Annotated in this window: 15 protein-coding genes; 14 read left to right on the plus strand and 1 reads right to left on the minus strand. The window is 41.2% G+C overall.

The window, feature by feature from the left end; genetic code table 11:
- Window positions 1-3: 3 nt before the first annotated feature.
- From AC3WJJ_RS00845 to AC3WJJ_RS00890, 10 genes are all read left to right on the plus strand, one after another.
- Complete coding sequence (locus AC3WJJ_RS00845) at window positions 4-786, plus strand: GNAT family N-acetyltransferase (protein WP_492537149.1); 783 nt, start codon at window positions 4-6, stop codon at window positions 784-786.
- An 18-nt stretch (window positions 787-804) separates the two neighbouring features.
- Window positions 805-1782 (plus strand): N-acetylglucosamine kinase, encoded by a 978-nt coding sequence (locus AC3WJJ_RS00850; RefSeq protein ID WP_492537151.1) that lies wholly within the window; start codon window positions 805-807, stop codon window positions 1780-1782.
- Between the two features lie 140 nt (window positions 1783-1922).
- Window positions 1923-2537: an RNA polymerase sigma factor gene (locus AC3WJJ_RS00855; RefSeq protein ID WP_492537153.1), complete on the plus strand. Its 615-nt coding sequence runs from the start codon at window positions 1923-1925 to the stop codon at window positions 2535-2537.
- Window positions 2495-3463 carry a hypothetical protein gene (locus tag AC3WJJ_RS00860; RefSeq protein WP_492537155.1) on the plus strand — a complete coding sequence of 323 codons (969 nt, stop codon included), beginning with the start codon at window positions 2495-2497 and terminating at the stop codon, window positions 3461-3463. Before AC3WJJ_RS00855 ends, AC3WJJ_RS00860 begins: the two co-directional genes overlap by 43 nt.
- Window positions 3464-3608: 145 nt before the next feature.
- Entirely contained in the window at window positions 3609-5408 is a 1800-nt protein-coding gene (gene pepF, locus AC3WJJ_RS00865; protein ID WP_492537157.1) for an oligoendopeptidase F, read from the plus strand.
- Window positions 5409-5531: 123 nt separating this feature from the next.
- A complete protein-coding gene (locus AC3WJJ_RS00870) occupies window positions 5532-6293 on the plus strand; it encodes a class I SAM-dependent methyltransferase (RefSeq protein ID WP_492537159.1) in 762 nt (253 codons plus the stop codon).
- 277 nt (window positions 6294-6570) lie between these two features.
- A complete protein-coding gene (locus AC3WJJ_RS00875; RefSeq protein WP_492537160.1) occupies window positions 6571-7380 on the plus strand; it encodes a hypothetical protein in 810 nt (269 codons plus the stop codon).
- A gap of 32 nt (window positions 7381-7412) precedes the next feature.
- Window positions 7413-8375 carry a hypothetical protein gene (locus tag AC3WJJ_RS00880; protein ID WP_492537162.1) on the plus strand — a complete coding sequence of 321 codons (963 nt, stop codon included), beginning with the start codon at window positions 7413-7415 and terminating at the stop codon, window positions 8373-8375.
- Window positions 8375-9073 (plus strand): hypothetical protein, encoded by a 699-nt coding sequence (locus tag AC3WJJ_RS00885; protein ID WP_492537163.1) that lies wholly within the window; start codon window positions 8375-8377, stop codon window positions 9071-9073. Before AC3WJJ_RS00880 ends, AC3WJJ_RS00885 begins: the two co-directional genes overlap by 1 nt.
- 30 nt (window positions 9074-9103) lie before the next feature.
- A complete protein-coding gene (locus AC3WJJ_RS00890) occupies window positions 9104-9355 on the plus strand; it encodes a DUF4176 domain-containing protein (RefSeq protein WP_492539526.1) in 252 nt (83 codons plus the stop codon).
- 141 nt (window positions 9356-9496) lie between these two features.
- Here the strand turns inward: AC3WJJ_RS00890 and AC3WJJ_RS00895 are convergent, their stop codons facing one another.
- Window positions 9497-9772 (minus strand): WXG100 family type VII secretion target, encoded by a 276-nt coding sequence (locus tag AC3WJJ_RS00895; RefSeq protein ID WP_492537164.1) that lies wholly within the window; start codon window positions 9770-9772, stop codon window positions 9497-9499.
- 280 nt (window positions 9773-10052) lie between these two features.
- On the opposite strand from AC3WJJ_RS00895, the gene AC3WJJ_RS00900 reads away from it, so the two are divergent.
- The 4 genes from AC3WJJ_RS00900 to AC3WJJ_RS00915 all read left to right on the plus strand — a co-directional run bounded on the left by AC3WJJ_RS00900 (window position 10053) and on the right by AC3WJJ_RS00915 (window position 13526).
- The gene (locus AC3WJJ_RS00900) at window positions 10053-10850 is read left to right on the plus strand and encodes a cupin domain-containing protein (RefSeq protein ID WP_492537165.1); all 798 of its coding nucleotides are present in this window, start codon (window positions 10053-10055) and stop codon (window positions 10848-10850) included.
- Window positions 10851-11051: 201 nt separating this feature from the next.
- A complete protein-coding gene (locus AC3WJJ_RS00905; protein WP_492537167.1) occupies window positions 11052-11237 on the plus strand; it encodes a hypothetical protein in 186 nt (61 codons plus the stop codon).
- Window positions 11238-11311: 74 nt separating this feature from the next.
- A complete protein-coding gene (locus AC3WJJ_RS00910; protein WP_492537168.1) occupies window positions 11312-12097 on the plus strand; it encodes a prolipoprotein diacylglyceryl transferase family protein in 786 nt (261 codons plus the stop codon).
- Window positions 12098-12113: 16 nt separating this feature from the next.
- Complete coding sequence (locus AC3WJJ_RS00915; protein WP_492537170.1) at window positions 12114-13526, plus strand: radical SAM protein; 1413 nt, start codon at window positions 12114-12116, stop codon at window positions 13524-13526.
- The last annotated feature ends 8 nt before the right edge of the window (window positions 13527-13534 follow it).

Genomic DNA, 13534 nt, shown 5'->3' on the forward strand with positions numbered 1-13534 from the left:
GTTATGATTCGAGAAATAACACAAGCCGATTTAAATATTATTTTGAGCTCGATAGATAAAGAAGCGCATTTTTTGTATTATTCTTATCTTACATCACGCCAGCACAACTCGGTTCACTTCGGACAGTATTCAGATCAAGGCGAACTGCTTGGTGTACTGGCTTACTTAAAGGGACTTCCATTTCATGCATTCTCGCTATTTCCAATTCATCAATCATTTGATCTTCAATCGACACTCTCTTATATGAAAGAAGAACTAGATCTACCCAAAGATACGGTTGGTAGCTTTATCGTTAATGAAGAGGTAATGGTAGACATCGCTTCACATCTTGAAATTGTCAGACCACCATCATGCTTACTTTTAATGAAACATATCCAGCTGGATGCATTACCACCGTTCGACAAATCTATCATCCACTTGGACGCATCTCACGCGGCGTGTATTGAGTCGAAAATGAATGAATTGAATACGTTAGCGTTTACGAAGGAAGAGCTAAATTATCCATTCTATGGTGTGATGAAAGAACAAAATTTGGTTGCAATCGGAGGATACCACATATACAGTAAGGATTATGTTGAATTGGGGAATATAGGTACAGATGTTACCTGGAGAAGGAAGGGCTACGGTAAGAAGATCTGTACAGAGTTAACACGATCTGGAAGAGCCATGTCGCCAGATGTTTACCTGAATGTATTCGAGGATAATGTAGGTGCTGTCCATCTTTATCGTTCTATTGGATACGAAGTTATGCGTAAACAGTACATGGTTGAATTTATGATTCGATAAGACTGGAGGATCTTTGAAATGGTTCGAGAAGTCGTGATTGGAATCGATGGTGGTGGATCGCAAACACGAGTCATGGTTAGCGATTTTACCGGACATATTTTGTCCTATACAGAAGGTGGAGCATCCTCAATACATAAAGATCGTAATGCACATATCAATGTTCAGCAAGCGATTAAGAAGGCTCTCGAAGAAGCTGGTTGTCATGGTGATCAAGTGAAAGGGTTGTATGCAGGAATTGCGGGTTATGAGTCTGAGCTAGACTTGCCATGGGTTTCTCGTTTAACCGAAGTTGATGGACTCTATTGCCCAGTAACATATGTGAACGATTCCGTTGTTGCTCATGCTGGAGCCTTCTTGGGCGAGCCAGGTATCGTGATTGTTTCAGGAACAGGGTCCATCATTCTTGCCATAACTGAACAGGAGAAGCAGTATCGTAACATTGATTTCCATCATTATGCGGCAAGTGCTGCTAGATTCCTCTCTTATAATGCAACCTATGAATTATTGGCTGGAAATATGGATCTATCAGATGCACCCATGGTGGAGCATATTCTCCGTTATTGGAATGTAATGTCTGTGGTCGAGCTTCGCAGCCTAGCAGCTAAGGGATTCATAGAGGAAGAAAAAGAACGAAATAAGTTATTTGGGCAGATGGCCCCGATTATTACGAGCTCCGCTCAAGAGGGAAGTCAGTTGGCTAGGATAGTATGTGATAGAGCTTTACATGAGATCATGGTAGGCGTAGAGATTCTCGGGGCATTCTTCGAGTCCGATAGCGTGAAGGTAACCGGTATTGGAAGTGTAATTAATAGCTTATATATGAAGTCTAAGTTAACCGAGAAATTGCAATTGGGTAGGAATAAGCGATATCTATTTGCACCATCAGAGTTATCGGCTGTCTCGGGCGCAGTATTGATGGCGCTTCGGGGTTTAGATATTAAGGTTGATTCGATAACGATAGAAAATATGAAGAAACATCCTCGTTCGATATGGTAGAGCGATAGATAACAGGATGGCAAAAAAACCGCGATAATCGCGGTTTTTTTATGTAAGCAACAATATAAACTTGTGTGTGTTTATTTTTGAAGGCACTTTTTTTAATAACAAAGTGTTATAGAAATAGATACCTAAGGGAGGTGAGGACAACGTCACAACTTAATATACCGAATGGGCAGAATATTGAGGTAGTTATCACTGAAGTTCAAAAAGGGGACAAGAATCGTTTTGCTGAAATCGTTGAAACATTCCAACAACCAATCTATCGTTATTGCTGCCATATGCTTAGGAATAAGCAAGATGCAGAGGATACCGCTCAGGATGTATTAGTAAAAGCTTATCAGTCCATATGTCGGTATAAGCAAGATGTTAGTTTCTCGGCGTGGCTGTATCGTATTGCTTGTAATCATTGTCTAAATCTAATTCGAAGACGTCGTTTACAGATTCATGTTATGCGTTTTTTTAGTCGAGAGGATGCAGCAGCAAGTCCGGAACAAGAACTGGATGATCGTCTTTACAGTTACTCATTATCTGAAGCGCTCAAAAAACTGTCATTGGAAGAAAGAAATATTTTAGTTCTGCGTGTATTTGAGCAGTTGTCTTTTGTAGAAATGAGTCAAATTCTTAACATAAGCCCTAATGCTCTGCACAAACGCATGGATCGAATCAAAAAGAAAGTACGAGTCGCGATGACAATAAAGGAGGAGATTACTTGCAACGAACAAGAAACGATCATGAATACGAGGATATTATGATGGCTGTTGCATCTGAAGAATCAATTCCAAAAATTAATCTTACTGAACGGGTAATGAAGCGCATCGATTACATTCAACCGAGTGGGTTGCGATTCGGGAAGAAGAGACTATGGAGCAGAGCACTGATTACTGGATGTGCTACCCTATTATTTTGTTCCATAACGGTATATGCAGCATCAGAGTATATTCAAATTCGAAATTCATCGGGCGTAGTAAAAGTACAGCATGGAGAGCCACAACCAAAAATATATGAAACCTCTGTGAATAATAAGTATGAAAGACGGGCACTTCATACTGCCAAACCAGGTGAATTGATTGCTTATTATGTTAAGGGTGCATCGCATATTGAAGTTTCTTCTAAAGAACTACAATTCGCTTACAAGCCATTACGCATATCTGATTATTCAGTTTTTATTGAAGAGATGCAGAGGACAAACGCACCAGTGATTCCTAAAACAGTGATTGGATATTCTTTTGATCATGGGACAGTTAGTCCCAGTTATCCAACAGTGAAGTCTTTGGAGGATAGCGGTCTTTATAAGCAACTAATGGGGGAGCTGTTTAATCAAGCGAAAGATTTAGACAAAGGTGATTTAGTTACAAGGGTAGTTCCATGGAATAAAGCAAATGCTATAAATGCTACATATACAAAAGGAAAAGCGCATATCGGAATCTCTGCGATTCTACTAGATGGAGGTAACGTACAAGTTGAACAGGAACCAGAGAACAATGTTGAGCGAATCACCGTGGAGGGAAGGGACATTATCTACAACAATGTTCAAAAAGAAGCAGTCAGTTATCATTATCTGAATTGGTATAATGAAACGCAAGATGCTTATTATACGGTGTCTACCTATGGAGGAAACCGACTATCATTTGATCAGCTGATTCAATTGGCTAGGGAATTAATTAGAGAAGGACTGTAGGGAATGTATCACTTTTATCATATCAAATGAAGAACTTTCCGATTCAGCCAATTCGGGGAACTAAAGACATCCTCATCTATGATACAATGGGATTTATTGGTGTTATACATTGGTCAATTAATCTCAAGGGAGAGGTGTTCTTCGAATGTCAAAAATAATCACCCGTGCTGAAGTGGCTACTGAAACAACATGGAATTTGAATGATATCTTTGAAACGAAGGAAGCTTGGGAAGCGGAATTTCTCGCTGTTCAGAAAGATGTTTCTACCGTTACACAGTATGAGGGCAGACTTACGGAAGGTGCAGATACGCTGTTAGCTTGCCTTTTAGCACAGGAGAACTTACAGCGCAGACTCAATCTTGTTGGTGCGTATGCCTATCTTCATCAATCGGGAGACAGTATTAGTCCTGAGAATCAAATGAATGGGGCAAAAGCGCGAGATCTATCATCCATGGTTAGCTCTGCTCTTTCTTTTATTAAATCTGAGATTATCGCATTGCCAGATGGAACGATTGAACAGTACATACAAGAGCAACCTGAACTTCAGGTGTTTGAGCGAAGTCTAGGACTGCTCTTGCAGACGAAGGCTCATCGATTATCTGCTGAAACGGAAAAGGTCCTCGCTTCTCTAGGAGAAGTTCTCGGTGCCCCATATCGAATTTATGAACGAAGTAAGTTGGCAGATATGACATTCCCTTCAGCTGTAAATGGTCAAGGAGAAGAAGTCCCTGTATCGTTTGCATTGTATGAAAATAAATATGTTGAATCACCCGATACAAATCTTCGCCGAAATGCATTTAAAGCTTTTAGCGACACACTACATAAATACCGTAATACATTTGCTGAAACCTACGGAACTGAAGTGAAGAGGCAGGTGATTGAATCACGCTTAAGAGGTTATGATTCTGTCACGGATATGCTCTTGACTCCGCAACAAGTAACACCTGATATGTACAATAATATTTTAGATATTTTACAGAAAGAGCTTGCACCACATATGCGGAAATATGCTGCACTTAAGAAGCGGGTTCTTCAGTTAGATGAAATGACATTTGCGGATTTGAAGGCCCCGCTTGACCCTGAGTTTAGTCCCACGATCTCATTTCAAGAAGCTGGGGAGCTAATTAAGGAAGCTTTAAGCATTCTTGGCCCGGAATATGGAGAAATCGTTTCGGATGCATTTACTAATCGCTGGGTTGATTATGCCGATAATGCAGGAAAGAGAACCGGTGCATTCTGTATGTCGATTCCAGGAGTCCATTCTTATATCCTAATTAGCTGGGCAGATAACATGAGAGGGGCCTTTACACTTGCTCATGAAGTGGGTCACGCCGGGCATCTCATGCTGGCTGATAAATATCAGCGATTGACGAACAATAGACCATCTATGTACTTCATAGAGGCACCTTCAACAATGAATGAACTGCTTCTTGCCGATCATTTGCTGTCACGTTCTAATGATCCAAGAATGCGGCGTTGGGTCATTTCCCAGTTGCTAGGTACTTACTTCCATAACTTTGTCACGCATTTACTTGAAGGAGAGCTTCAACGGCGGGTGTATGATCTTGCGATGCAGAATGTACCAATCACTGCTGTGAAGATGTGTGAATTGAAAGGGGATATCTTGTCATCCTTCTGGGGAGAAGACGTGGTGATCGATGATGATGCGAAGTTAACTTGGATGCGTCAACCGCATTACTATATGAGCTTGTACCCATACACATATGCAGCAGGTCTTACGGCTTCCACTGCTGTAGCCCAGCTCATACGTGAAGAAGGTCAGCCTGCCGTGGATCGCTGGCTGGAAGTGCTTAAAGCCGGAGGCTCAATGAGCCCGCTTGATTTGATGAAGTTAGCCGGTGTTGATATGTCACAGCCCGATCCTATTCGTAAAGCGGCGGCCTATGTAGGTTCACTAATTGAAGAATTGGAGACGTTGTACTGAGTCTGTTAACTATTTTGTTATATTGACATAGGAACAAAAACACCACCAACGATGTGGTGTTTTTGTTGTTTAATGGTACTATAAATAAGCTATTATCTACTTTTGAAAAGAGGAGGTATGTGTATGCAAGATAAACTAGCTACTGTGAACAAGATTGCTTGGGAGAATAAAGCGTATCAAGCTTGGGTTCAAGCTTACGGTACACCCGAGGAATTGGCAATAGAGCTACAGCAGAATCATATGCATCATTTACGTTACTGGCTTAAGTACGTAGGCAATCCTTCAGGTAAGTGTATTTTAAATCTCCTAGGTTCACATGGTCGAAAAGCTATCTCCTTAGCATTGCTCGGTTCTGAGGTTACGGTGGTAGATATTTCGGAAGAAAATCGAAAGTACTCCTTGGAAACTGCAGCCGCCGCTGGTGTGAATATTAATTATATTTGTGCTGACGCCTTACATATTCCTAATGAAGAGATATTAGGTGAGTATGACATCGTCTTGATGGAATTTGGGGTACTGCATTATTTTACAGATCTTAATGCTATATTCTCTGTAGTTCGTCGTAGATTAGGAACTAACGGCCGCTTCATCTTGACGGACTTCCATCCTTTTGCGAGGGCCTCCTTACATACGAACAATCTTAAGAATCCTACAGCTAACTATTTCGATGATCGTATTCAGGAAGTGGAGGTGGCTTTTAATAACATACTACCTGAGGAAGAACGATCTGAATTAAATAAGGTTTTGACTCGAAGCTGGACAATGGGGGATATTATTACAGCAATTGGGACAGCAGGGCTATTCATTCGAATCATGGAAGAAATACCAGGCAACAGGGATCCAAGATATCCAGAATTCTATACAATAATTGCGGATAAAGTGTAACCAGGATTTCTACTTCAGCCAAGTGAATTAATCATGGTCTTCATACAAAAAGGCTCTATTGAGTACTAGTATTTATGTTATAACACTAGCTGCTTCTATAGAGTCTTTTTGTGTTAATAATAGATGTCTTTAGGACTGGATATACGAGATTGTCATAAAAATATAGGGCCATTGACATGGGAGATTTGAGTGATTGAGTCTGACTCCGTTTATTCATACAATAAATTGAATCGACTCTAATTGGGTCCTGTGTAACTTAGTGGAAGGGGACATGTTCGTGTCGACATTGATTTCTGTGCGACTAACAGCGATCGAAGCAGTCTTATTGTTTCAACTCATGGAAATTCCTGAAGGACAGTCATTGTATGAAGAATTTTGTGAAATGGAAGAAAAATGGATTTTAGATGAATCATCAACAGTGAAAGTAATGGGAGAGCTTGAGAAGGCAGGGTTAGTCCAATTAGAAGGAAAGCAAATCATTATCAAATCCGAGTTATTAGAGCTTCTAAAGACTTGTAAGTACAGTAGTGTAGTATCTCGATTCCACGTACTGGACCTTACAAGTAAAACTTCGATAACATATGCATTCATATCCGGTTCACAGGTCGTGGAAATGAGATTTAGCTCAGATACAGGAGATGTTATCTTCACATCCTTGGTGGAGGGGGTTGAAGAGATGGTATTTAGGCTTGGAGAACTTATGGTGCTACCAGGCTCTGAGAATAACTCCTATAATATTCAATTACAACCCCAGACTTTTAAAGATCTTCACACTCAGTTTGGCCTGAAGGATGGTGGCGTATATGAGACCATTTTGTTAAAAGATGACCTTGCAGATGAGTTAGCTATGTGTTCTTTAATAGAGTCGTGTCGTTCGTTATATCAATGGGGTGCGTTGGATTTTTATATACGCGGAACCGATATCCAATCTCAGAAGACGTATTATATAGGTAGTCCTGCTGGACATTGGATATTCATTCAGGATCAGGATGTAATGATTCGGGGTTTTCAAGTTACAGAGCCTGAGCTTATTCAAAGTTTTTATCTAATGACCACACGTACTTTATCTATATTTGCTCTCAGGTGATTTGAATTTTATATAGAAAGGAAAGGTAAACATTGACACAAATCGTCATGAAATCGGAGTATCTGAATACGCTGGTTCAGCAGCTGGAGCAAGTATCGCAGCATCTGCAACAAGTTGATGTGACACTCCAAAATTCCTTACAGAGAGCTACATGGCAATCATCGAGTCGTTCGGATATTATGGGCTTATATCAAGCCCACCAACGTAATTTCCAATCTGCATCCCAGAACATGCAGCAACTTGCGACCTTTGCTCGGACAACACGGGAAAAGTTTGAACAGGAGGATCAATCAGGTGGAGGTATAGGTGTTACAGGATTTAATCCGATGGCACCAATCGATGGAATAGGTAATATTACAGGAACGGTTCTTGGGGCTACTGCAGTAGCTCGATTGGGATACAAAGTACATAATGGTTTCATGGTTAAGCAGCAGCTTGATCGACGAACTCCGCGAATTCTCATACGAGATAGCTATGACTCGGTTAGATTAAATCCGACTGTGAATGGAAGGCCGAGGGATTATAAAATCTACTATCTTCATGATATTGAAGCCAAATTAGCTAATGGAACTGCGTCCCCTAAGATTAAAGAAATCGCTGCGATGGCCGACCCGATGTATGGAGCAAAGTCTGCATTAAAGGATAAGCTTGGCTGGGCGAGTGTAGGCATTGATGTATTTACGGATACCAAAGAAAATATAGACAACCATGCATCGACTGACAAAATAGCTGGAGATATTATCGGGAATGTTGTTGTTGGAGGAGCGACTACGGTTGGTGCTACGCTCCTTACCGCAGCTATTATGCCTGCAGCTGCGCCTGTACTTGCTGTGGGTGCTGTAGGTTTCGGCGTGTCGGTAGGATTAACTTATCTTGCGGAGGGCATTAAATTGGACATGGATCTGGATCATGATGGACAGGATGATTCTTTGAAAGACGTCATTAAGCATGGTGCCAAAAGCGCATGGTCTACCGTTTCGGGATGGTTTAAATAATGGCGAAACAGCAGCTTTCCCATGAGAACAGTCCATTCGGGCAAGAGAAGGAGTATGACCGAAAAGCATTCGAATCTTACCTCTCTTTATATCCTGTCGATGGTATTAGATTAAATGTGAGCATATTGGTTATGTTTTTTCTCAACCTATTCATAGCCGTTCCTGTATTTAGTGTGCCGTACGAATCGTCCTATGCCTATGTTCTTCTTCCACCTCTTGCAATAATGAACCTCTGGGCACTAGCACTCACTATTGCTCCTAAGAAGCTGCGGCTTAATTATGTATTATTTCGAGGCGTATTTGGCATAGTCTGTTCTTTAGGATTTTTAATCGTGACCCAGAAGTTCGCCTATTCGGTTCTTCAATTCAATACTCCTTGGTATGCCATTGGATCTTTTGCCGCTTATGGATTTGCGCTCTATTCGTATATTAGATCACATGTTCAGCAGCTAAAAAAACCTAGAGATGGTCGTCAAAAACGATCCGGTATGTCTACCTTATCGCTAACTGTAGTCACTGGACTTGGGTATCTGCTGGCCAATCTTTCATTGATGTTCGTAAATTGTGAGACGGTCACGATTGTATTGATGTGCGTTTATGCGATGCTAGCTTTTATTGTGTTTCATTTTATTCTGGAGATACACCGTTACTACTGGCTAAGACGAGTCCAAGACAAAACACATGTGCAACGTAAATAAAGGAGGTATCTTAGATTGAGTAATCCCGAAATGTTTCTTCCCAACGGATCAATCGTACGACTGAGAGAAGGCACGAAGAAGCTTGTGGTTTACGGAAGAAAACAAACGATGTTGACCGATCCACCTCGATCATTTGACTATATCGGATGCCTCTATCCAGAAGGGTACATCAATCCTGATTACACTTATGGCTTTAACCATACCGATATTGAAGAAGTGATTTTTACAGGATATGTAGATGAGGAGGAAGAACAGTTCAACGCTCGACTTCTTAATTCATAAGCATGGGGAAAAGGGGATGGACCGATTACTCCGATGAATAACTTCACCTTTGTTCCCCAATTTCCTACCGGAGTCAGTATAGTATCGAGAAATTGGGGGACAAAAGGCGAGAGATTAATATGTTAATGATAGGTGATTTCTTCAGCGTGATTGATCCGCCTCTGCAAAACGTGAAGCGGTCTGATGAAGCTTCGTACCGGTTTCTTGCAACCCGTTTAGATACGATTGTATAGAGGACAGACTTTCTTGAATCCTGTGGTAAAACTCCTTCTGTCGTTCGCCTTCCCACTGACCTTCTGATTCGTTAATCACCTTGTTTAACTGTTGAATGATGCCATGACCGTTCTGTGTGGCTTGGAAGAATTCTTTTGCAATCTGCTGTAATTCTTCAGGTTGGAGGTCGATACGTTGATCCATCTTCTTAGCTCCTCTCTCTGACAACTCAAAATATTACTATACTGATTATATATGGAATAGAATCGGAAGCAAATTGGACAAGGTTTTAGTTATGCATTTTAGGAAGGAGATTTATTGGGCACGTTCTCTGGGCGTGGGCATATGATGTTTTCATAATGTTCTATGAAGGGAATGACCATGAATGTACTTTGTTCCAAATGCGTATCCACATTCTCCGTATTTTACTCCTGGGTATGTGCCCATGTATCCAACAAATGACTCAGTAAGAAACCAGCAACAAATGACAGAACAAGTCGTTGAAGCCATTTACGCAGGCATTAAACGTGAAGCATCTGCTATTGCTCTCTACAATCAATTAGCCAATCTATCACCCGATGAGAACCATAGGAGAAATATTATTCAGGTATTAGAAACTAAAAATTGGCAAATTAATCAATTTGCTAATCTTTACGCCTCACTGACAGGAAAACAGCCTCAATATCAAATTGATGAGGTAAGTTGTAATAATTATCAAGATGGATTGAAAAAAGCACATGATGCTGGCATTGAAAATTATGAAGCTTATCGGCAATATTCTTCTCTTTCCCAGAATCCTGTTATCCAAAATGTGTTTTTACGTGCTTTTTGTGATGAAATGGAACATACTTCAAGATTAAGTGATTTGAATAAAGAAACCATTAAAGATTTAGGACCTAATCCGGCTGTAGTCAACATTGAGGAGCTTACGGAGGACAACAACAATTATCGGACGGCTCTTTGGACAGGGGAGCATCTACAAGTTACATTAATGAGCATCAAAGCTGGAGAGGATATCGGTTTAGAAATACATCCAACAACTGATCAGTTCATTCGGATTGAGGAAGGCAACGGACTTGTTCAGATGGGAAAGAGTAAGGAGAATTTGGATTTCGAAGAAAAAGTCTCTGAAGGTTATGCCATTATGGTACCTGCTGGAACTTGGCATAATGTAACAAATACAGGTAGAAAGCCATTAAAAGTATATGTGATTTATGCACCACCTCAGCATGCTCGTGGCACGGTTCATGCAACAAAGGCCGTTGCCATGGCTTCAGAATAATACGAAGGTAAAACTCTTACAAACAAGGCTGCGGATCCTCGGCAGTCTTGTTTCTTGTGTGAATTTGTTAATCTATTTTGAAGCATGTGTACAACGCATCAGTCATAGCCTAAATGGATAATAACGTTTACAATGAAATATATGTATGAATTAACAAGTGAGGTGGATGTATGGAAGCCTATCGTTGTATGAATCACCCCAATGAAACATCGATTGCACAGTGCACACGTTGCGGAAAGCCTTTATGTCTGTCATGTTATGATCCAGAATCAGGACGTTGCCAGCACAGCTGTGGTGTTGTTCCTTATGGTCCATCAGGTCCAAAGCAACCCAAAAGCGCATTTTGGACAATTGCTGTCTCCTTACTCGCCATTCTTGGAGGTCTAGCATTACTATTGATCACGATATGTGGGGCAATGTTTTTTTCATATTAAGTATAGATTTTTTAAGGAGCACCATATATGGAATTTCCAATTTACTTATATCTCGGTTCATGGCGAATTCACCCGCATGTGTTGTTTGAATCACTAGCCTATTTCATTGGATTTCGAGTATATTTGTGGACTCGTCAGCCGAGTGGTATGTCTAAACTGATGAGCCTTCAAATTCTCGCTGGCATAATAGCGGGGGCAGCCATTGGTGCTAAGCTCTTATTCTGGCTGGAGGATCCTGCTGCCACATGGGAGCAGCTAAGCCAATTCCATCTGTTGTGGGGCGGAAAAACCATTGTCGGTGGTCTCTTAGGAGGGTTGATCGGGGTAGAACTAACAAAACGCTGGGTCGGATGGAAGAAGTCTACCGGTGATGATTTTGTATATCCGCTCATTCTTGGGTTAGTTCTGGGCAGAATCGGTTGTTTCATGACTGGATTGGATGACCATACGTATGGTACGCCAACAAATTGGATTACGGGTGTGAATTTTGGAGATGGAGTATATCGTCATCCCACACAATTGTATGAGATTCTGTTCCTGATCATACTTTCACTTCTCTTAATACCGATATATCGTCATCGTAGCCTTAACCGACATGGGGCATACGTATCTGGCACAATGTTTCAGTCGTTTATGACAGCATATTTATTATTCCGTCTATGTATTGAATGGATTAAGCCTACACCACATCCATATCTCGGATTGAATAATATTCAGCTTGCTTGTATTGCCGGTATAATCTACTATTCTCTGCTGATTGTCAATAGATATAAACAAAGGCCCTCTATTCCGCATTCTCAAATTCCAAGTTAATAAGGAGCGCTAAGTCATGCCAAACCGACCATATCTGTACCATGAACTGACGAACAGTATTTGTACAACATGTTATAGGAAAGTGGAAGCGAAGATTATAGAAGAGAATGGCAAGATCTATATGCTCAAAAGATGCCTTGTTCACGGCCCTGAAAAAGTGCTGATCTCGACGGAAGTTGATTACTATCATCAAACCAGGCGGTTTATTAAGCCTTCAGAAATGCCATTGGTTTGGAATACGCCGATTCGTTACGGTTGCCCCTACGATTGCGGTCTTTGTCCGGATCATGAGCAGCATAGCTGTCTCACACTGCTGGAAATAACGGATCATTGCAATCTGCAATGTCCGATTTGTTTCGCGGAATCCTCGCCTCACCGTACATCTTATAGGTCACTTTCCCAGATTGAGTTCATGCTCGACCGGATTGTGGAGAATGAAGGAGAGCCGGATATTGTGCAGATCAGTGGGGGAGAGCCGACTACACATCCTGATTTTTTCGATATTCTAGATATGTGCAAGAGCCGTCCTATAAAGCATATTATGGTGAATACGAATGGTGTTCGAATTGCACAGGATCGGGAATTTGCACGGAGACTATCGGAGTATATGCCTGGATTTGAAATCTATCTACAGTTCGATAGCTTCGAAGCTCATGTTCTTAAAGAACTTCGGGGAGCTGATCTCCGCCGGATTCGCCAGCAGGCAATCGATCATCTGAACGAATTTAACATATCCACCACGCTAGTCGTTACGGTAAAGAAAGGGCTTAATGACAGTGAAATCGGTGATATTATTAACTATGGATTACAGCAAAAAGCCGTACGCGGAGTGACCATTCAACCGATTCAAGCTGCTGGACGACTAGAAGGGTATGATCCAGCGACCGACCGGCTTACGGTAAGTGAAGTTCGTCGTATGATTATTAATCAGACGGAAGTGTTTCAGGATGCAGATATTTTACCAGTTCCTTGCCATCCCGATTGTTTAGCTATGGGGTATGCCTTGAAGCTTGGCGGTGAGGTGCTCCCTCTGACAAGAATGATCGATCCTGAAATCCTGCTTGAAGGAGATAGCAATACAATTGTATTCGAGCAAGATCCCGTTATACGAGACAAAATGTTTGAGCTGTTGTCTACAGGCCATTCACCTCAGTCGTCAGCACTTTCATTAAAAAGTCTGCTTTGCTGTCTGCCTTTAGCTGCAGTACCGGAGCAGATTTCCTATAATAATGTATTTCGAGTAATCATCATGCAGTTCCTAGATGCCCACAATTTTGATGTTCGATCTGTCAAAAAGTCATGCGTACATATCGTCCATCCAGATGGTCGAATGATTCCTTTTGATACGTATAATCTCTTCTATCGGGATGATAAAGAGGAACTGCTGAAAGAACGGAAAGAAGAGATTATCACAGCGTGGGATAAGTGAACTAGAGA

It is taken from the genome of Paenibacillus sp. FW507-14B1B (assembly GCF_058781425.1).